The 20,422-nt window shown below is 56.8% G+C and carries 17 protein-coding genes; 3 read left to right on the top strand and 14 right to left on the bottom strand.

The window, feature by feature from the left end:
- Positions 1 to 130: 130 nt before the first annotated feature.
- The 13 genes from hemH to J8Z22_RS06250 all read right to left on the bottom strand — a co-directional run bounded on the left by hemH (position 131) and on the right by J8Z22_RS06250 (position 12,978).
- Positions 131 to 1,117, bottom strand: coding sequence for a ferrochelatase (gene hemH / locus J8Z22_RS06310; RefSeq protein WP_028113783.1), 987 nt, complete (start codon positions 1,115 to 1,117; stop codon positions 131 to 133).
- Between the two features lie 165 nt (positions 1,118 to 1,282).
- The gene (gene adk, locus J8Z22_RS06305; RefSeq protein ID WP_028113784.1) at positions 1,283 to 1,927 is read right to left on the bottom strand and encodes an adenylate kinase; all 645 of its coding nucleotides are present in this window, start codon (positions 1,925 to 1,927) and stop codon (positions 1,283 to 1,285) included.
- A 247-nt stretch (positions 1,928 to 2,174) separates the two neighbouring features.
- Positions 2,175 to 3,023, bottom strand: a complete 849-nt coding sequence (locus J8Z22_RS06300) for a tetratricopeptide repeat protein (RefSeq protein WP_252009519.1) — start codon at positions 3,021 to 3,023, stop codon at positions 2,175 to 2,177.
- A gap of 53 nt (positions 3,024 to 3,076) precedes the next feature.
- Complete coding sequence (htpG, locus tag J8Z22_RS06295; RefSeq protein ID WP_252009517.1) at positions 3,077 to 4,984, bottom strand: molecular chaperone HtpG; 1,908 nt, start codon at positions 4,982 to 4,984, stop codon at positions 3,077 to 3,079.
- A 90-nt stretch (positions 4,985 to 5,074) separates the two neighbouring features.
- Positions 5,075 to 5,905 (bottom strand): hypothetical protein, encoded by an 831-nt coding sequence (locus J8Z22_RS06290; protein ID WP_028113787.1) that lies wholly within the window; start codon positions 5,903 to 5,905, stop codon positions 5,075 to 5,077.
- A gap of 151 nt (positions 5,906 to 6,056) precedes the next feature.
- Positions 6,057 to 6,656 carry a recombination mediator RecR gene (recR, locus tag J8Z22_RS06285; RefSeq protein WP_028113788.1) on the bottom strand — a complete coding sequence of 200 codons (600 nt, stop codon included), beginning with the start codon at positions 6,654 to 6,656 and terminating at the stop codon, positions 6,057 to 6,059.
- Positions 6,656 to 6,985 carry a YbaB/EbfC family nucleoid-associated protein gene (locus tag J8Z22_RS06280; RefSeq protein WP_028113789.1) on the bottom strand — a complete coding sequence of 110 codons (330 nt, stop codon included), beginning with the start codon at positions 6,983 to 6,985 and terminating at the stop codon, positions 6,656 to 6,658. The genes recR and J8Z22_RS06280 overlap by 1 nt, the downstream gene beginning before the upstream one ends.
- 108 nt (positions 6,986 to 7,093) lie before the next feature.
- The gene (gene dnaX / locus J8Z22_RS06275; protein WP_252009515.1) at positions 7,094 to 9,469 is read right to left on the bottom strand and encodes a DNA polymerase III subunit gamma/tau; all 2,376 of its coding nucleotides are present in this window, start codon (positions 9,467 to 9,469) and stop codon (positions 7,094 to 7,096) included.
- A 112-nt stretch (positions 9,470 to 9,581) separates the two neighbouring features.
- On the bottom strand, positions 9,582 to 10,127 hold the full coding sequence (apt, locus tag J8Z22_RS06270; protein ID WP_028113791.1) for an adenine phosphoribosyltransferase: 546 nt from the start codon (positions 10,125 to 10,127) through the stop codon (positions 9,582 to 9,584).
- Between the two features lie 119 nt (positions 10,128 to 10,246).
- Positions 10,247 to 10,642 carry a response regulator gene (locus tag J8Z22_RS06265; RefSeq protein ID WP_051252772.1) on the bottom strand — a complete coding sequence of 132 codons (396 nt, stop codon included), beginning with the start codon at positions 10,640 to 10,642 and terminating at the stop codon, positions 10,247 to 10,249.
- A 160-nt stretch (positions 10,643 to 10,802) separates the two neighbouring features.
- A complete protein-coding gene (locus J8Z22_RS06260; RefSeq protein WP_252009514.1) occupies positions 10,803 to 11,549 on the bottom strand; it encodes a DUF2063 domain-containing protein in 747 nt (248 codons plus the stop codon).
- Complete coding sequence (locus tag J8Z22_RS06255) at positions 11,546 to 12,376, bottom strand: DUF692 domain-containing protein (RefSeq protein WP_245595606.1); 831 nt, start codon at positions 12,374 to 12,376, stop codon at positions 11,546 to 11,548. Before J8Z22_RS06255 ends, J8Z22_RS06260 begins: the two co-directional genes overlap by 4 nt.
- Before the next feature lie 182 nt (positions 12,377 to 12,558).
- Entirely contained in the window at positions 12,559 to 12,978 is a 420-nt protein-coding gene (locus tag J8Z22_RS06250; RefSeq protein ID WP_371878108.1) for a hypothetical protein, read from the bottom strand.
- A gap of 235 nt (positions 12,979 to 13,213) precedes the next feature.
- On the opposite strand from J8Z22_RS06250, the gene dusC reads away from it, so the two are divergent.
- Positions 13,214 to 14,173 (top strand): tRNA dihydrouridine(16) synthase DusC, encoded by a 960-nt coding sequence (dusC, locus tag J8Z22_RS06245; RefSeq protein ID WP_252009512.1) that lies wholly within the window; start codon positions 13,214 to 13,216, stop codon positions 14,171 to 14,173.
- A gap of 823 nt (positions 14,174 to 14,996) precedes the next feature.
- On the opposite strand, the gene J8Z22_RS06240 is transcribed toward dusC, so the two are convergent.
- Positions 14,997 to 18,131 carry an invasin gene (locus J8Z22_RS06240; protein WP_252009510.1) on the bottom strand — a complete coding sequence of 1,045 codons (3,135 nt, stop codon included), beginning with the start codon at positions 18,129 to 18,131 and terminating at the stop codon, positions 14,997 to 14,999.
- Between the two features lie 339 nt (positions 18,132 to 18,470).
- On the opposite strand from J8Z22_RS06240, the gene J8Z22_RS06235 reads away from it, so the two are divergent.
- Both J8Z22_RS06235 and J8Z22_RS06230 read left to right on the top strand, forming a co-directional pair.
- Entirely contained in the window at positions 18,471 to 19,781 is a 1,311-nt protein-coding gene (locus J8Z22_RS06235; RefSeq protein ID WP_051252775.1) for a dicarboxylate/amino acid:cation symporter, read from the top strand.
- 253 nt (positions 19,782 to 20,034) lie between these two features.
- Complete coding sequence (locus J8Z22_RS06230) at positions 20,035 to 20,394, top strand: four helix bundle protein (protein ID WP_252009509.1); 360 nt, start codon at positions 20,035 to 20,037, stop codon at positions 20,392 to 20,394.
- Positions 20,395 to 20,422: the final 28 nt, after the last annotated feature.

Below are 20,422 nucleotides of genomic sequence, written 5' to 3'. Positions count from 1 at the left end.
GCTGATAGCGAATCATCCATGCAGTGTAGACCCCGCCTCGCGCCTGCGCGCGCCTTGGCAGGACTGCCCGAATCCGAGACGCAAAGTGCGCCCCGGAATGGCGGGCGATTCTAGCAGTTGACCGTGGCAATTACCAGTTCTGCATCTCCTTCTGAACCAGTTCACTCATCATCGCGATGTGATCCGGCGCCGCATTCAGGCAGGGAATAAAGTGATACGCCTCGCCTCCGGCGGCCAGGAACTCACTCTTACCCTCGATGGCGATCTCCTCCAGAGTTTCCAAGCAGTCCACCGAGAACGCCGGGGTAATGATGTCGATGGCCTTGACGCCCTGCTCAGGTAAGGCTTCCAGGGTCTCATCGGTATAGGGCGTCAGCCACTCCTCTTTGCCAAAGCGGCTCTGGAAACACACCATCCATTGGCCTTCAGACAGGCCCAGCTTGGCCGCCACCAGTTCACCGGTGCGCAGACACTGAGACTGGTAGATGTCCCCTTCCTCTACGAAGCGTTTTGGCACCCCGTGAAACGACATCAGCAGTTTCTGGCCGCGGCCATGCTGATTCCAGTGTGTCTGAATGCTGTTGGCCAGCGCCTCGATGTAGGCGGGGTTATCGTGGTAGTCACGTACCATCCGCAGGTGAGGGAAGGTCCGCATGCCAGCAAACTCGCTGGCAATGGCGTCAAACACGGCGCCAGAGGTGGAACAGGAGTACTGAGGGAACAACGGCAGCAGCACCACTTTGTCGCAGCCCTGCTCCAGCAACTCATCCAGGCCCTGGCGCATCGACGGCGCGCCATAGGTCATTCCCAGAGCAACCGGCACCGCCTGCCCCAAATCTTGTTGCAGGCGCGTTTGCAGTGCCTGCTGCTGTTCACGGGAGATCACCATCAACGGTGAGCCGCCCTCCTGCCACACCGATTGATAGGCCTTGGCCACCTTCTTCGGTCGAAACCGCAGCACAATGCCATTGAGAATCGGCTGCCACTGCCAGCGCGGCAGATCGACTACGCGCGGATCACTGAGAAACTGCTTCAAGAAAGCACGCACGGCGGGGGCGGTCGGGGCCTCAGGCGTGCCGAGGTTAACCAGCAGTACGCCGGTCTTGGTGTTTTGCATATCCCTGATGTCCATCAAGCTGAGAGTGAGTTCGCTGTTATACGAAAGGCATTCAATTCCGTTCAGATTATCACTCTCATATATAACAAAAAAAGCCCGCAAAAGCGGGCTTTTTATCTTAATCACACTTCGCGGCCGACCCCAGTCGACGGCGACTGCAGCTGTTTAAGCCAGCAGGTCCGCAATCTTGGCAGACACATCGGCAACCGCTTCGGTGCCGTCCAGGCGATGGTACTTGTTCAGGCCCGCTTTGGCGGCATCCTGGTAGTAGTCCACCAGTGGTTTGGTCTGCTCGTGGTACACCGCCAGACGCTTACGTACGGTGGTCTCTTCGTCGTCGGCACGGATCACCAGGTCTTCACCAGTGACATCGTCCTTGCCTTCGGTTTTCGGTGGGTTGTACACCACGTGATACACACGGCCGGAACCCGGGTGAACACGACGACCGCTCATGCGCTTCACGATCTCTTCGTCAGCCACATCGATCTCAACCACGTGATCCACCGCCACGCCATTTTCTTTCATTGCATCCGCTTGAGGCAGAGTGCGAGGGAAACCATCCAAAAGGAAACCTTTTGCACAATCGTCCTGAGCGATACGCTCCTTCACCAGACCGATGATGATCTCATCGGAAACCAGCTGACCGGCGTCCATCACCTTTTTGGCTTCCAGACCCAGTGGCGTACCCGCCTTGATGGCGGCTCGCAGCATGTCACCGGTGGAGATCTGCGGAATTCCGTATTTCTCCATCATAAACTGGGCTTGAGTTCCCTTACCGGCGCCCGGCGCTCCCAACAGGATAATGCGCATTGACTGTCCTCTCTTAGTTTCGTTTACCTCTGATCCGGCGATCTTGGCACAGCCATGGCGAGATGTGAAGGGCAGTTAAGGTAGACTTTCGGTTAATTCAGGGCTGAATCAGGCACTAACAAGCGAAAATGATTGAGTTTTATACCTTTACGGTAATTAGGCTCAGTGGCAGGCAGGCATTCAATGGCGCTAAAAACAGGCAAGCCGGTGAATCACCGGCTTGCCGCAGCATGACGTTTTCACGCCATTAATACAACAAGCTGTACAACTTTTTGCGGTATTGATTGGCGATGGGATCGCCCTGCCCCAGGGCATTAACGATGTCCATAAACACTTTGCGAGCCTCACCGTCGGCAACGCTCAGATCCCGTTTCAAAATCACAAACAGAGCAGACAACGCCTCCTCCTGCCGACCGGCTTGATTGTAAGCCACCGCCAGAGCCACCACGGCATTGACGTCGTCCGGGTTTGCATCCAATTTAGCCTGCAAAGCCCGAATTTCTGGCGTATCCGCCGCTTCCAGCGCCAACTCCAGCTGGGCCATCAATGAGGTGTACTGGCCATCCTGATCCGCCAGGGCCACCGTTGCCAGCAACGGCTCGGCATCCGATGCCCGCCCCAGTTGCAGGTAGGTCTCGGCCAGAGCCAGTTTCACTGGCCCGTTGTCCTCCTCCGTCTGAGCCTCGCGCAACAACGGCAGTGCCTCGGCAAACTGCTGCTGCGCCATCAACTGCTGCGCCTGCTCCAACTTGAGTTGCCACAGCTTCGGCAGGTATTTCTCCAGCAGTTGATCCACCATGGCATCGGGTTGAGGCCCGGCAAAACCGTCCACGGTCTGCCCCTGGTTCAGCACCAGCACCGTTGGCAACGCCTGAATGCGGAAGTACTGAGCCAGCTCCATCTGCGCATCGCAATCGACATTGGCCAGCACAAATTGCCCCTGGCGTTCATTGGCTAACTGAGTCAGACGCGCATTGGTGGGGTCACACTCAGGAGCCTGACGGGAGAAGAAATTCAGTACCACTGGCCGGCTCTGAGACGCCTCGACCAGTTGCTGAATATTTTGGGCATTCGCTTCGATGATGGATGCTTCCATGTACGGATCCTAAATGGCCGGAGCAGCGCTCCGGCTGTGACTGTCAATATCGGTTATTTGGAGAGTTCCAACCACAGGCTGTTCAGCTGAGTGACGAACTCGGACGGATCGTCCAGGCTGCCACGCTCGGCCAACATCGCCTGAGACAACAGCAGTTCCGCCCACTTACCAAAGCGAGCCTCATCCTGCTCCTGCTCTAACTTAGCGACCAGGGGATGGTCCATATTAAGCTCAAATACCGGTTTTACCTCAGGTACCGGCTGTCCCATGGCCTTCATCATCTTCACCATCTGGCTCGACATGTCGTGCTCGGAGGTGACAATGCAGGACGGAGAGTCGGTCAGGCGTTGAGACAACTTCACCTCTTTCACCTTATCACCCAGGGCGTCTTTAAAGCGGCTCAGCAGACCTTCGTGCTCCTGAGTGGCTTTTTCCAGTTCGGCTTTCTCCTCCTCGGAATCACCCAATTGCAGGTCGCCCTGAGTCACGGAGATGAACTGCTTACCGTCAAACTCGGTCAGGTGGCTCATCAGCCACTCATCGATGCGCTCGGACATCAGCAACACTTCGATGCCTTTCTTACGCAACAACTCCAGGTGTGGGCTGTTCTTGGCCGCCTGATAACTGTCGGCCACGATGTAGTAGATCTTGTCCTGGCCCTCTTTGGCCCGCTCCAGGTAGTCGGTCAGGGACACGGTCTGTGCATCGCTGTCGGTATGGGTAGAGGCAAAACGCAGCAGCTTGGCGATCGCCTCGCGGTTGCTGTAATCCTCTGCCGGCCCCTCTTTCAGGACATTACCGAATTCGTTCCAGAACTTCTGGTACTTGTCGGCGTCGTTCTTGGCCATCCGTTCCAGCATGGTCAGTACCCGCTTGGTCATGGCGGTGCGCAGGCTCTGGGTCACCTTGTTGTCCTGCAGAATCTCACGGGACACGTTCAATGGCAGATCATTGGAGTCGAGCAAGCCGCGAACAAAGCGCAGATACTGAGGCATAAACTGCTCGGCATCGTCCATGATAAAGACCCGTTGTACGTACAGCTTGAGGCCGTGCTGGCGATCGCGGTTGAACATATCAAACGGCGCCCGTGACGGGATGTACAGCAAAGAGGTGTACTCCTGCTTGCCTTCAACCTTGTTGTGTACCCAGGTCAGCGGATCTTCAAAATCGTGGGCGATGTGTTTGTAGAACTCCTGATACTCCTGCTCGGAAATGTCAGACTTACCTCGGGTCCACAGCGCCGTGGCCTTGTTGACCGCCTGCCACTGGCCTTCGGTAGCCGCAATGGTCTCGCCATCCTGCTCACGCTCGGGCTCACCTTCCTGCCACATCTCTACCGGAATGGAGATGTGATCGGAGTACTTGCCGATGATGGACTGCAGGCGATGGCCGTCCAGAAACTCTTTTTCGTCATCGCGCAGATGCAGGATGATGTCGGTACCGCGCTGAGGCTTGTCGATGGTGGCCACGGTGAAGTCGCCTTCGCCCTGAGATTGCCATTCGACCCCGTCGCTGGCGGCCTGTGATGCACCTCGAGAGCGCACGGTCACCTTGTCGGCCACAATAAAGGCGGAGTAGAAGCCTACCCCGAACTGTCCGATTAGCTGGGAATCTTTGGCAGAATCACCGGACAATTGGGAGAAAAAGTCAGCGGTGCCAGACTTGGCGATGGTGCCGAGATGCTCAATCACCTCGTCCCGGCTCATGCCGATGCCGTTGTCACTGATGGTCAGGGTTCCGGCGCTGGTATCGACGCTCAGGCGAACCTTGAGTTCACCGTCACCATCGTAGAGGCCGGCATCGGACAAGGCTTTGTAGCGCAGTTTATCGGCGGCGTCGGCGGCGTTAGACACCAGCTCGCGCAAGAAGATTTCCTTGTTGGAATACAGAGAGTGGGTCATCAGCTTCAGCAGCTGAGAGACTTCCGTCTGAAAGCCATGGGTTTCCTGTTGCACGGACATTCTGTTGTTCTCCTAGGGTTCGCTCAATCAATGTCGTCTTACAATCAGATGGGGACGACCAGAGCGAATTCAAGCAATTCCCGGAAGAAATTAGGAGATCAGCCACAGACTGGCGTTTTCATAGACAGCCCGAGACAATGGCACCACCTGCAGTCGCTGGCTGCCGACAGCGATGGAGGTTCCCAGCCGCGAGCATACGGCACCGTTGATGGCCTGATCATGGGCTTTCAACAAACGACAGTCGTGCCAACTGTCCTGCAGCTGCAAACGGCCACGGCTCCAACAAAACGGCCCACAGGATTCCACCATCCGCTCCATCGCCGCGCTCATGTACACCGGGCTGCGGTCACGACGAACAATGGCCAGGGCGCTGTCGTTGTCGATGTGTTCCGATTGCCATTGACTCAGGCGTTCATGAACCAGATCGGCGATACTCAGGGCCGATTTCATCGCCATTTTCATGTGATCCGACAGCACCCCGAACGCCTGCTGCTCCTGGGCGGTATATTGCCGACAGCGGGCAGGCCGGTTCATGGCAAACACCGCCCGGCTTAGGCTGGCATTAAACACCTGGCCAATGGCAAAATCCGCTTCCATCTCGGTGTACCACTTCTTGACCGGGCTCTGTTCCAGCTTTTGGCGCAGACTCATGTCCATGCAGATGCTGGTGTCCGGCAAGGCCCTCGCCTTCTGATAGCAAGGGTCACATTCAATCTGCTCCAGATACTGAAACGCCAAATCATCAATGCCATGAGTGCCGCACAACATATGCAAACCCTGACCGTTTTGACGGGCACTGGATAACAGGACTTTTGAGTTACCAAAGGTGGGAGAGATCTGCTCCAGCAGCGCGCTCCATTGGCCGTCCACGGCACAATCGTACGCTCGCTCGATCAGATCGAAGAGTTTTTCGTCATCCATAACGTCGTCCCCAAACACGCCTCAATCTCAGGGCGCAAACTTCACCAATATTTTTTACATTTATTAACACACTGTCACAAACAGTGTAGACAGACAAAAAAAATCCCGCCAGTAACAGCGGGATTTTTTATACAAAAGGTGCGACCTAAGCTTACAGTTCTCGGCGTCCGCTCAGTGACAGTGCCAAGGTGGTACCATCGACGTACTCCAGCTCGCCGCCCACCGGAACCCCGTGGGCAATGCGGCTGACGCGCACCGAGGTGTCTCGGCACATATCGGCAATGTACTGGGCCGTCGCATCCCCCTCGACCGTCGGATTGGTGGCCAGAATCAGCTCCTGAGGGCGTTCTTCCAGCAACAGTTGCTCCAATCGATCCAGACCGATCTCGTCTGGCCCGAGGCCGTCCAAAGGCGACAGGTGTCCCATCAGCACAAAGTAACGGCCGTCGTACTGACCACTGGTCTCAATTGCCAGCACGTCCGCCGGCGATTCCACCACGCAGATCTGCCCGGACTGGGCGCGCTTGGGGTTGTCGCAGACTGGGCACAGCGGCTGCTCGGTGAAGGTTCGGCAACGTTGGCAGTGGCCAACGTCGGCCATCGCTTCCGACAACGCCTGCCCCAGCTTATGGCCGGCGGCGCGATCCCGCTCCAACAACTGAAACGTCATCCGCTGCGCCGAACGCGGCCCAACCCCTGGTAGACACTGCAGGCTTTTGATCAGCTCATCAACGAGTGGACTGAACTTCATTAGAACGGCATTTTGAAGCCAGGAGGCAGGCTCATGCCGCCGGTCAGAGCGCCCATTTTCTCTTTGGAGGTCTCTTCAACGCGGCGGGCTGCATCGTTACAGGCCGCGGCAATCAGGTCTTCCAGCATCTCTTTGTCGTCTTCCATCAGGGAAGGATCGATCTCAACGCGGCGAACGCTGTGGCTGCCGGTCATGGTGATCTTAACCATGCCCGCACCGGACTCACCGGTCACTTCCATGTTGGCGATTTCAGCCTGTGCCTGCTGCATCTTTTCCTGCATCTGCTGGGCCTGCTTCATCAGGTTGCCCATTCCACCTTTACCAAACATATTCGGTTCTCTCTATACTTACTGAGCCACAAAGGGGCTATGTTAACGGATTCAGCTCCGTTGGCGAATACTATTTGTTACTCCGTCCGCTCAGAAACTCAGACTGGATCACTTATTCTCAGCCTGAGTGTAGCTGATGGACTCATCGATTAACTCGGCATCCAGCTCTGCCATCATCCAACTGACGTGGGGATCATCCAGCAGGTTCACCTTGGCCTCGGCCAAGCGCTCTTTATGCAGACGGCGACGAATCTCCAATGGCGTCTCCCGCTGCCGATCCTCACCGATCTCAATCTTAAGCTCGATGGGTGCCTGCCACACCGCCACCATTTTATCGCGGATCTGGCCGACCACAGACTCATGCATTAAATGACGCTGTTCAGGCTTAAGCAACAGACGAATGGTGTCCCCTTGTCGATCCATCAGCGAGTTAATGGCCAACTGCCTGGCACGGGCCATCACCCCAAGCTCAAAAATCGCCTGGTACCACTGTTGATCGTCGGCGCGGCCGCTGACATCCGCAGCAGCAACGGTGGCGGCCGTCGGTTCGACTTCCGGCTGAGGCGCTTCCGACTGTAGCACTTCCGACTGAGGCGCTTCCGACTGTGGCACTGAAGGCGGTGGTGCCAATGGCGACACCTCGGTACCGGACTCCACCGCAGGCGCCGTAGCAGCCTCAGGGGCCTGAATCGTCACTGCTGGCGTCGATTCGTTATCCCAGGGCGGCGCCGAATCGGCGTTCGACTCCGAAGGCGCCGACACCGGCTCTGTCACAGGCTCTGGCACCGCGTCCATTGGCGGTTGCGACCGGCTGACAGAGGGCTTTGGCGGAATCGGTCTCTGGCTTCGGGGTTCAGCCCCCGCCTGGGGGCTTGGCTTTTTTGACGGGTTATCCTCGGCAGGTCGAGACCGGGCCGCCAGCCGCTCGCGATTGGCCATGGCCCGTTCTAAAAGGCTCATGGGCGATTCGGCGGCCGCTGCCGGTTGCGCTGGTGGCGAGTTCGGCGCCTCGTCCCCTACCACTGCGGGCTGTGGCGGCGTCGGGCTCAATGCCTGGGCCTGTAACTCTTCCATCTGTTGCGCCGCCGACATCGGCGCCTCGGCATCGTCATAATCCAAATTGCCATGCAGCTGTTGCGCCTGCATCATCAGCATCTGCTGTTCGGCAGCCAACACCTGCGGATCATCACTGCCCGGCGCCTGCGACGACGGCGCCGCAGTCCCCAGCTCAGCATCGGGCTCTGACTCTTGCGCCTGCACAGCGGGCTGGGGGGCGGGTTGCGGTGCCGGTTCAACCGACTGCGCCGCAGCAGGCTCAGACTGCGCCGGAGCCTGTGGTGCCTGGGGCTCTGGCCGAGCCGCAGGCGTAACCGGCAATCCGGGCGCCAGAGGTTCAATCTCGGTTACCGGTGAAAATGCCAGTGTGCGCAGCAAGGTCATCTCCAGCCCACTGCGTGGCTCCGGTGCCAACGGCAGATCCCGGCGACCTTCCGCCAGCATCTGATACCACAGCTGAACCTGCTCGCGGCTCAGGCGGGTAGCCAACTGCAACAACGCCTGCGAATGGGGCTGCAGTTTACTGGCGGTAACCGAAAACTGGGTCATGGCGACGTTGTGCAGCAACTCCAGCAACTGTTTGAGCAGCTCATCGTAATCCGGTGCAAACTGGTCGATCTCGGCCAGAGTCGACATCACCCCCTGCAGATCGCCGGCGACCAAAGCATGCAACAGGTTCAAGCTGTAACTGCTATCCAAAGTGCCGAGCATCGCCTGCACTTCCGCCAGGGCAATACCACCATTGCCATGGGCAATGGCTTGATCGGTGAGGCTCATGGCATCTCGAACACTGCCATCGGCGGCTTGTGCCAACAGGTTCAGCGCCTGAGGTTCAAACGCCACCTCTTCCCCTTTAAGGACGGTCTCCAGGTGAGCGGCGATTTTTTCGCTGGACAGGCTTTTCAGATTGAACTGCAAACAACGGGACAGCACCGTGACCGGCAACTTTTGCGGATCCGTGGTGGCCAGCAGGAATTTAACGTGCGGTGGCGGCTCTTCCAGTGTCTTCAGCAGGGCATTGAAACTGTGACGAGACAACATGTGTACTTCATCGATCAGGTACACCTTGAAGCGGCCACGGGTCGGTTGGTACTGGACGTTATCCAGAATTTCGCGGGTGTCGTCTACCTTGGTGCGCGATGCCGCATCGATTTCCATCAGGTCGACAAACCGCCCCTGACTGATCTCCTGGCAGGCACTGCAGGTACCACAGGGCGTGGCGGTGATCCCCTGTTCGCAGTTCAACCCCTTGGCAAACAGCCGGGCGATACTGGTTTTCCCCACCCCTCGGGTGCCGGTAAACAGATAGGCATGATGCAGACGATCATGCTCAAGGGCGTTGGTGAGGGCGCGCAACACGTGTTGCTGCCCCACCACCTGCTCGAAATTGGCCGGGCGCCACTTACGCGCCAGAACCTGATATGCCATGGTGATTCCCGTAATCCAGTGGAGGCGGATCGCCTCATCAAGACAGAGAGGTTACCACGGGAGAGCAGGCACAAAAAAGCCGGGCATCAAACCCGGCTTAGCTGACAGACTGTTAATCGCCTTCAAACTCACAGAGTTTGGTAATTGTCAGTCCCAGCGCTTCCAGCTTCTTCTCACCGCCCAGATCCGGCAGAGAGATAACAAAAGCGGAGTGATCAACTTCGCCGCCCAAGGAGCGGATCAGCTTCACGGTTGCTTCGATGGTGCCACCGGTTGCCAGCAGGTCATCGACAACCAACACCTTGTCACCCGGTACGATGGCGTCAACGTGCAGTTCCAGCGTGTCCTGGCCATACTCGAGTTCGTATGACTGGCCGATGGTTTTGCGTGGCAGTTTACCCGGCTTACGTACCGGAACAAAACCCACGCCCAGAGCGATGGCCAAAGGCGCACCGAACAGGAAACCGCGAGCTTCAGTACCGACGATTTTAGTGATACCGGCGTCGCGGAACTCTTCAGCGAACAGTTCAATGGACGCGGTAAAAGCCTCGGCACTCTCCATCATGGAGGTGACGTCACGGAACATGATTCCTGGCTTCGGGTAATCCGGTACGGTTTTGATGCTGTCTTTGATCAGCGTCAGTTTATCTTGGTTCATGGTTACGGCTTTACCATTTCGCCACAATTGTGGCGGCAAAAACACAATAAAAAAGCCCACTTGCTGAAATAAGGTTCAGCAGATGAGCCTTTATGACTACTACCTTTTTCGGCTATAGCTTAAGCAGCTTTCGTTTTGGTTGCAACAGACGGATGTAACATTTCCGCCGCAATTAGTGCTAACTTTTGTTCTGTAAGTGGTTTTTCCAACCATACCGGCACACCACAATCATCCAACTGCTCCATAAAGTCACGGCCACTCTCGGTGGTGAGCAGAACGATGGGAATGCGTTTGTAAGCGGGAATCTCTCTTAACATTCGGGTCAAATGCGCTCCGTCCATCATCGGCATCACCTGATCCGTCACCACGCCGTCGATGGCTTCATTTTTCGCCAGCAACAGCGCCTGCATGCCATTTTCGGCGGTCATTACCATCATCCCGGCCTCGATCAGCGCCTGCTCAATCTTCGCTCGACTGGCGGCGTTGTCGTCCACTACCATGATTCGCTTGGTCATCCTTCGCACCCAACATCAATTATCATGGGCGCATGGTACGAAACCCCATCCAAGGGTGATGTGCTGCCGATCACAGCGGTTGCAGAGATTTCGGCGAAATCTGATTAAGTTTGAAACAACTTCACCGCCAATTCAGCCTAGATTCAGTAGCGGTCGCAAATTACCCCAAGGGTTTGACCACCACCCCACAACGGGCCAACTGCCCCAGCATCTGGATCACACCCTGCTCAATCACGTCGGCAGCAAACTGATCAAACTGCTGCTGCATAGCCTCGATGATCGCCGCCAGAGTCGTCGGTTTGTCCACCGACAACTGAGCCAGCAACGCTACGGTCATGGCATTGACCGCCATAAAGGCAATCTCCAGCTCCGGATTGCGATACACCAGCAACAGAGTCTCAACCGGTTCCAGCTCACGCTGATGCGCGGCCGCATGTTGAACCGGATAACGGTATTGACCGATTTCGGCGACTTGATTCAACAGCAGCGGTGTGGTCACCAGGTCGTCCTGCACCGATAGCGGTTGCTGATGCTCTGCCTCCGGCATCACATCCAGTTTCAACTCCAGATACTCATAATGCGCCAGCTCTCTCATATAAGGAGGATCATTCGGCTGCAGTTGTTTCAGCCCATCCAGATAAACCAGGAATTCGGCCGCTATGTCCACAAACAGCGGCGAGTGACTGTCATGGTGAGCGAAAAAGCGTTCCCGCAGCGCCCGCCAATCGGACTCGCTGTACAACGACTTCAAAACCGGAAACCCACTGTCGATGAAGCTGCCGACGTTGTTCAGCATCAGCTCCCGGTAGACCGCCATCCGCGGAGCCGGAACCCGCTGCGGCGCCGGTTGCTGGGGATCACGAATGTGGGCCATAAACTCCTGCTGCAACGCTTTAAAATCGATCATGCGCTCTGTTTCACTCCTTTAACGTCGGCGGCAATCTCGTGGATGCGATCAATTTCACCCACCAACTCCGAGGTTTTCGGCAGGTTAAAGTCCCGCTCAAGCAGGGTGGGGTGAATGCCGTGAAGCTGGTAGGCCCTCTGCAACAGTCCCCACACCGGGTCATTCACCGGCGCCCCATGGGTGTCCACCAGAAAATCATCCGCCTCTTTATAATGCCCCGCCACATGATAATAAGCGGTACGACTGCCATCGATCCCTTGCAGAAACTCATCGGCATCGTAATTGTGGTTAATGCTATTCACATAGATGTTGTTCACGTCCAGCAGCAGTTTGCAGTCTGCTCGTTTGAGCACTTCATTGATGAAGGTCACCTCCTCCATCTCAGCCCCGGGCTCGGCGTAGTAGGAGACATTTTCGATGATCAGCGGCCGCTCGATGATCTCTTGCACGGTCCGAATGCGGGCCGCAACGTGATCCACCGCCTCTTCGGTGAAAGGGATCGGCATCAGATCGTACATATGAGCATTCCCTGAGCAGTAACTCAAATGCTCGGAATACAGGTCGATGCCATGGGTATCGAGAAAGCGCTTCACCTGTTTGACAAACTCGATGTCCAAAGGCGCCGGGGCACCGATGGACAGCGACAGGCCGTGACACACAAAGGGGTACTGCTCGGTCAGCGAACGAAACTTGCGTGCCAACCGGGGAGGCACCTTGAGCCAGTTCTCTGGAGCCACCTCCAAAAAATTGATGGATGACGGCAGGCCCTCGGTCACAAACTCCTCAACCATCTCTCGCTTTAATCCAAGCCCGGCCCCTGAGATCATCGCCTTTCTCCTCATTGCTGTTCACGTTACTGCGGTGTGATTGTTTGAGATTGCTCGCCATTGCGCACTGAAGTTTTCTCGGCTCCAATCTTCAATGGCGATGAATCTGATTCTGAACACCGGATAGCAGTGAGGCTGACTCACGCCAGCCTCACTCGGTGTGTCAGAGCATCTGTATGGCGTTAGGCTGCGCCACCGCACTTGCCTTCACCACACTTACCTTCGCCGGCTTTCTTTTCGCCGCCGCACTTGCCTTCACCACACTTACCTTCGCCGGCTTTCTTTTCGCCGCCGCACTTACCTTCACCACATTTCCCTTCGCCGGCTTTCTTTTCGCCGCCACACTTGCCTTCACCGCATTTCCCTTCGCCGGCTTTCTTTTCGCCGCCGCATTTGCCTTCGCCGCATTTCCCTTCGCCGGCTTTCTTTTCACCGCCGCACTTACCTTCGCCACACTTACCCTCTTTGTGCTTGTCACCATCCAACTGGTAACCAGAGGTCAGTTCTTGAGCGGCAAACGGGTTCGCATCGGCGGCATTCGCGGCCATGGCAGTACCAGCAACACACAGGCCCAACGCTGCTGCAACAGTGGTTTTTTTCATTGAATTCATCTTAATACCCTTCCTTTCATATCTCGGATGCTTAAACCATTGTTAACCCAGCGTCGTATTTCGCTGGCTTACGATAAGAGACCCAGCCACATCAGGATCTATTTCACAATATAACAACTTTTTTTGATCTTGCTGCTTTATTAATCAAGAAACTCCTGTTAGGGATGCTGAAAATGGCCATAACTGCTACACTCCCGCGCCTGAGTTTTAATCCGTTTTGATGGTCATGAGAGTCGTATTAGCACCAATGGAAGGGGTCATGGACCCATTGATGCGCCAGGTTTTCACCGAGATTGGTGGCTATGACCTGTGCGTCACCGAATTTGTCCGGGTGGTAAATCAATGCCTTCCTGAAAAAGTGTACCGTCGACTGTGCCCTGAACTGGCCCAGGGGGGCGCCACACTGGCCGGCACCCCGGTGCGGGTTCAGTTGCTGGGGCAATCCCCTGAGTGGATGGCGGAAAATGCCGCCTTTGCCTCAGAACTGGGCTCTCCGGGCATTGATCTTAATTTTGGCTGTCCAGCTAAATCCGTGAATCGCTCCAATGGCGGCGCGGTAATGCTGAAAACTCCGGAACAGCTGCACCAGGTCGTGAAAGCGGTGCGCGCCGCGGTACCGGCCCACTTGCCCGTTACCGCGAAAGTGCGCCTCGGCTGGGACAGTTGCGACAACGCCATGGAAATTGCCGATGCCGCAGCCAGCGGCGGCGCCGACGAATTGGCCATTCACGCCCGCACCAAGGCCGACGGCTATCGGGCCGAGCGAATCAACTGGGCACGGATTAAGCCCATCGCCCAGGCCCTGTCGATTCCTGTGGTCGCTAATGGTGAGATCTGGAACCGACAAGATGCCCTCAACTGCCTCGACCAGAGTGGCTGCCAGGACATCATGTTGGGTCGCGGCGCCCTGGCGGTGCCCAACCTGGCGAAAGTGGTCCGGGGAGAACAGGCTCGGTACGACTGGCACCAGGTGGTGGCGTTGATGGCCAATTACGCTCAACGGGAAATCGATGGCGAGAAATGGATCTATTTCCCCAATCGAATCAAGCAGTGGCTGCGTTATATCATCATGCAGTACCCGGAAGCCGAACCCTTTTTCTGCCAGTTACGGGTACTAAGGGACGTCGATGAGATCATCGCCACTCTATATAAAGAGGGAGAACGGGCTCAGCGCGCCCTCGCCTGAGTCCCCGTCACCAAACTCAATAACGCCTCTATATATAGAGGCGTTTTTTTATCTTTCCTCAAACCCGTCGTCCTTGCGAACGCCGGGGTCACCTCCTCCATCCCGTCACCCTTGCGAACGCGATGGCCCCCCCCTCCATCCTGTCACTCTTACAAACGCGAGGGTCACCTCCTCCATCCCGTCACCCTTGCGAACGCGAGGGTCACCTCCTCCATCCCGTCACCCTTGCGAACGCGAGGGTCCAGTGGCTTTGAATTTGATTGTGAAAAAAGACGCTGGGTACCCGCGTGCGCGGGCACGACGGAGGGATGATTAAAGTGCGAAGGTAACGAACGACACCGAGCGTTGCTGAAACCACGGTAACGACTCAATTACCTCAAACCCATCCAACTCGCACCGTCACCCTTGCGAACGCGAGGGCCCAGTGGCTTTGAATTTGATTGTGAAAAAAAGACGCTGGGTACCCGCGTACGCGGGCACGACGGAGGGATGATTAAAGTGCGAAGGTAACGAACGATACCGAGCGTTGCTGAAACCACGGTAACGACTCAATTACCGCAAACCCAACCAACTAGCACCGTCGCCCTTGCGAACGCGAGGGTCCAGTGGCTTTGAATTTGATTGTGAAAAAAAGACACTGGGTACCCGCGTGCGCGGGCACGACAGAGGGATGATTGGGCGTTGAGTGGTAACCACCAATGCTGAGCTCTGCCGTCGCTACGGTAGAGCAGATTTACCGCAAACCCATCCAACTCGCACCGTCGCCCTTGCGAACGCGAGGGCCCAGTGGCTTTAAAACCTCAACTACACTGGGTTCCTCTCATCAGCCACCGTCTTCAACGGCCACAGAAAACGAAGCCGGGTTGCCGAGCGGCGTTTGCACCAGAATACTCAATGTCCCTTCGGAGCGGCCATTGGGGTTTGTTTCTCGCTCTACCGTAAAACTAAAGACCAAAGGAATCATCGAGTTGCTACTGCCCATGGTGTATTGGGTCGCACCAACAAGCTCACCATTTGAGGTCGACGCTGTAATCGTGGTGCCGTAAGGCAATGGGTTGTTATTCGCATCAGACAAAAACAGCAGTACGGTCTCCTTGCTGTTGGTGACCAGATCCAAGGCACTGACCGGGTTTAAACTGCCCCCACTTCCCCACTGGCGCAGTTTGCCGTACGGCACGCTGCCAGACATCACCAGCGTCAGGTTGCGGCGCAGGTGCAACTGCGCCTTAGCAAGGTCCAGGCCGGTATCCACGCACTGTGACGATGCCTCGGGGTGGCACAGCAAACCGGTATAGACACCGTCGACCCCATCAAACGCCTCATCACCATCGTAATCGACAAACTCCTCATTCACCGCACCAGCTGGGACACTGCCTACCGCAGCCAGGCCGTCCGCCTGGTAGTTGCGATAGCGCCCGTCCTCGTTGTCATCCATAAAGGCCTCAGTCAAATCCACGAAGGTCTCCGGCGCACCATCAAACAGGCCATTGCCGTTTAGATCGACAAAACTCTCTTCACCAATCAGCATTGCCATGACCGTTGCCCGCCCCGGACGAGGCTCGGCAATCACTGAACCAACACCTTGGTAGTGCGCCTCCAATGTGGCCCCTAAACACGGAGGCGTGGCATCACTGCCATCAGGACACACTGCTGCTGCACCGTCATAGAAGGGCCTGGCGTTCTGGCTGCGCCACTGCACCGAGCAGCCGCCAGACGGATTGGGGCGATCATCCTTAGGCCCGGTGATGCAACTGCCATCGATGGCGCCGCCTTCGGCTCGAAACGTCACCGCAGTGCCGTCGGGTACCGGATTGTTAAAGTGATCCGCCGCCAGCAGGTGAATGTCCACCTCCTGACTGTCAATACTCAGCGCTTCCGGGTTCAGAACCGACGCACTCAAGGAGGTGCTGTTGTCGTCGGCCAGCCCGGTGGTTATCACCAGGTTATCCGACACATTGGCTATCACGATGTCGCGGTTCTGCGGATCAGACCACAAGGCGAATACCTTCACCGGCGTGGCCACCGTGCCTGCGCCGACGGTCACCGCCACCTCGCCGTTGGCATCGGTATCGCCCACGGCGTACTGAGTCAGTTCGGTGCTACTGTTATCGATATTGGGGCAATCGGTCAGATCCTGAGGCAGGGGGTCCGGGCTCAGACTCAACCCGCCAACGTTGGTACTGAGCTCAAAACAGAGTCGTTGCTGGCCGGCAGGGTTGCCACTGCGATCCAACAAGCGAAACCGCACCACCGAAGTTTCGCTGCGCAGGCCTCCGCCCTGAATGCCACCGGTGCCCTTCAGCGCCAGCAAGGAAGACGACACCTCGAGAAACTGCAATGAGCCGATGGCCGCGGCACTGACCTCCACTTCGGTCTCTCCCACCACGGTACTGCCGCCGGTCTTGGCGCTGACCGAGATCAAGTCCTGCCCCTGACACCCCGCCGCGCGGTAAGTGGCCAGGCCCACGCCAGCGACCGTCGTAATGGGTGTATCGATGTGTGCCAGCCCTGCCGACATGCATTGGGAACTCAACTCCAGTTGCAGAGGTTGATCCAGTGCCAATGAGCCGTCGCCATTGAGAATGCGCACCTCGATAATGGTGCTGCCGCCGGCAGGCAGGGCCCCCTTGCCCAATCGGGTTTGAACATCCAGATCCACACTGACCCGTCCTACCTCAAACGCCAGCGTATGAGACTGATTTTGCAAGCTTACGGTTAACTCTCCGGCCCCCACATCGCCATCGGCATAGAGATCCAGCAACGCCCGCCCCTGCGCATTAGTGATGGCAGTGCCCGCCGCCGGGCTGACGGCGCCGATGCTGGTGGTGGCACTGACCAGGCGCTGTGCCAGAGGTTGAATGCCACCGCTTTGAGTCACCTCGATGCCGATGATCCCCGCCCGGGTGTTGGTAATATTGGTGGTACTGGTGCAGGCCTCGAAGTTCTTCAGGTTACGATCCCAACCAGGACTGTCCTGGCAGTCGTACAGCTGCACCTGGATATCGGGCACCACCAGTGCCGGATCGATCTCATCCCCTAAGGTGACAAAACCGAGGCGCGCACTCTGGCCATTAAAACTGGCCTCCAACTCTGCCGCCCCCTGCACACTGCCGGCCTGCAGTAAAATCGAGGCTCGACCGTCGCTGTCGGTCAACGCAGTGCCACTGGCCGGTAGCAAATTTCCAAGGCCACTACTAAAACTCACCACTCGGGACACCACTGGTTGCTGCTGCTCATCCAGCACCCTGACCGAAATCAGCCCGGGCTCGGCGGCAGATACCCGCGTCGTCGGATTGCCACTGACGCTGCCTGTCAGTGTCAGCTGCAACTGCCCACCCACCGAGCCATCACCGGCATCATCCCCCAACGAGGAAAACGACAGACTCTGAGACAGCGTGGTGCCCTGATGCTCGGCACTGGCAAACACCAATCCGGCTCCGGCGCTAACGCCGGGCAGCAGCGTCACCTGAGCAATGCCATCGGCATCAGTCAGTGCGGTTCCCAGTCCCGGATTCAGAGCCCCGACACTGTCCAAGCGAAAGCTAACCAGAACAAAAGGTTGCGGCTCGCCGTTATCGGTGATTCTGGCCCGCAGACGACCAACGCCACCGGCACTGACAATGCGGACATCTGCACCATCGGCACCCACAAGCGACAACGTCATCGCCAGGCTGGCAACGTTAAAATCCCTGCTGGCCTGGGCCGAAGTGCCGTAGCTCACCGACACCTGACCGCTGCCTTTAAGGCTGCCCGCCGGCAACAGCAGCCGCGCCTGTCCCTGTTCGTCAGTGGTCATTTGCGCATCGATGGGCTGCTCCATGGCGGAAGAGGTGGCCGAGAATGCCACCGCCCGCCCCGATACCGGCAAATTATCTGCCAGCAGCAAGGCGGACGCCTGCACCGATTCTCCCTGAGGAATCTGCTGAATGGGATTACCCGACGAATCGAGCAGTTGCAAACTGAGGCTATAGCTAGTAGGGGAAGACTCTGAAGTGTCCTCTTGAAGGCCACTTCCACCACCGCAACTCACTAACAAAATCAGAAATAGGCAGACAAAAATCTGGCGAGGGGCGAAATTCATCTCATGACTCCCTGTCACATTAACGGCGCATTCCATTATCCATCCGTTATCATTAAGACTAATCCGTTGTCACGAGTTCGCCACCATGAACCCACATCAAAGTCACTTTGAGCTAAACTCGCCTCATATTTCTACAATTGCCCTCTTTTTTCCGGCAGCAGAATCTTGCTAGGCTTAGGCCGCAAATAAAAAATAGAAATTATCAAAGGAAGTTGCATGTCTGAAAAGATGCAAAAGAAAATGGGTCTAACCGCCAAAATCTTGATCGGTATGTTAACCGGTATCGCCCTTGGTGGACTCCTGCGGGTGCTGCTGCCGGGCAACGAGGTGGTCGAGACCTATCTGGTGGATGGCCTGTTCAGCGTGGTGGGGAACATCTTTGTTTCCTCACTGAAGATGCTGGTGGTTCCACTGGTGTTCGTCTCACTGGTTTGCGGAACGGCCTCACTGTCGGATCCTGGCAAACTGGGGCGCCTGGGTGGAAAAACCCTGGCGTTTTATCTGACCACCACCGCCATCGCCATCACCCTGGCCATCACCCTGGCCATTCTGGTTCACCCGGGGAATGCCTCCATGGCCGCCGAAGGCCTGGCCTTTGACGCCAAGGCTGCGCCACCACTCAGCCAGGTTCTGGTCAACATTGTGCCCAGCAACCCCATCGACGCCATGGCCAAAGGCAGCATGCTGCAGATCATCGTGTTTGCCATCATCTTTGGCGTAGCCATCTCTCAAAGTGGTGAGCGCGGCGCCCGCATTCGTGATTTCTTTGAAGACATCAATGCCGTGGTAATGAAGCTGGTCACCATTCTGATGCAGCTGGCCCCCTATGGTGTGTTCGCGCTGATGGCGAAACTGGCCCTGACACTGGGACTGGCGACGTTCGGCAGCGTAGTAAAATACTTCTTCCTGGTGCTGGGCGTGTTGTTCCTGCACGGCCTGGTGACCTATCCGACACTGCTGAAGGCGTTCACTGGCCTGAGTCCGATCACCTTCCTGAAGAAGATGCGCAGCGTTCAACTGTTTGCCTTCTCCACCGCCAGCTCCAATGCCACGCTGCCGGTCACCATTGAGAACGCCAACTACCGCCTGGGTGTGCACAACAACATCAGTTCCTTCTCTCTGCCTCTGGGTGCCACCATCAACATGGACGGTACTGCCATCATGCAAGGCGTAGCGACGGTGTTTATTGCTCAGGTGTTTGGCATGGACCTGACTCTGGGTGACTACGTGATGGTGATCATCACTGCCACCCTGGCATCCATCGGCACCGCAGGTGTACCCGGTGTTGGCCTGATCATGCTGGCCATGGTGCTCAATCAAGTGGGCCTGCCCGTCGAAGGCATCGCCTTGATTTTGGGTGTGGATCGTTTGCTGGATATGGTACGTACGGCCGTCAACGTTACCGGCGATGCCGCCGTTACCGTGATTGTGGCCAAGTCCGAGGGCGAATTTGAACAAGAGGTGTACGACGACCCGTATGCCGGTTCACAACTGATGGGCGATCGCGAACCCAGCAACGCCGCATAAACACCAATGCCTCCATTTTCTCCTCTAATTGGAGAAAGATAGTGAAAAAAGGGCCCTTCGGGGTCCTTTTCTATTTGCACAGCTAAAACCTCAACTACACTATCACTTAAGTGGCGACAACGGAGCGTCGCCAACAGGTAGGTGACGGCCTGACTCAATGCCAGCAGCAGCCGATGACTTGCGATGTCAACTATCGCCGCAATACGGTATGCCCGTTGGCACAGCAGCGCCGATCCACAAGGAGGGACGCCTGATGCAAAGAGTACACATTTTGTCGGTTTGGGAGCGCAGCTGCCAACTGGTGATTGAAATCCACAACCACATTGTGGACGACATACGTACCGACATGGGGCAGCAACTCTCCACTACCGTCATCGCCATTTCCAGCCAACTTGCCCACTGCTACGAAGAGCAAACGCCCTGCGCCAACAGCCTAATGATCGCCAACGGTCTGCTCGGCCAGTTGAACGCCCACACCGAACTGGCCCGTCAAACTGCCATGGTTGAGCAGCACGTAGCACACCACTGGATGCAGGAGATCAAAACCCTGCAAAACCTGATTGGTTGCCTGCTACCACTAGGAGTTCAGCCTCCCAAGCATTGCCAGGTGTAAGCCGAAGCCCTAGCGCCTGTCAAAGCTC

It is taken from the genome of Ferrimonas sp. SCSIO 43195 (assembly GCF_023716685.1).
In the GTDB taxonomy this organism is placed as follows: domain Bacteria; phylum Pseudomonadota; class Gammaproteobacteria; order Enterobacterales; family Shewanellaceae; genus Ferrimonas; species Ferrimonas kyonanensis.
Note: the sequence above shows the minus strand (reverse complement) of the source record. Positions and strands in the feature narration are given on the sequence as shown.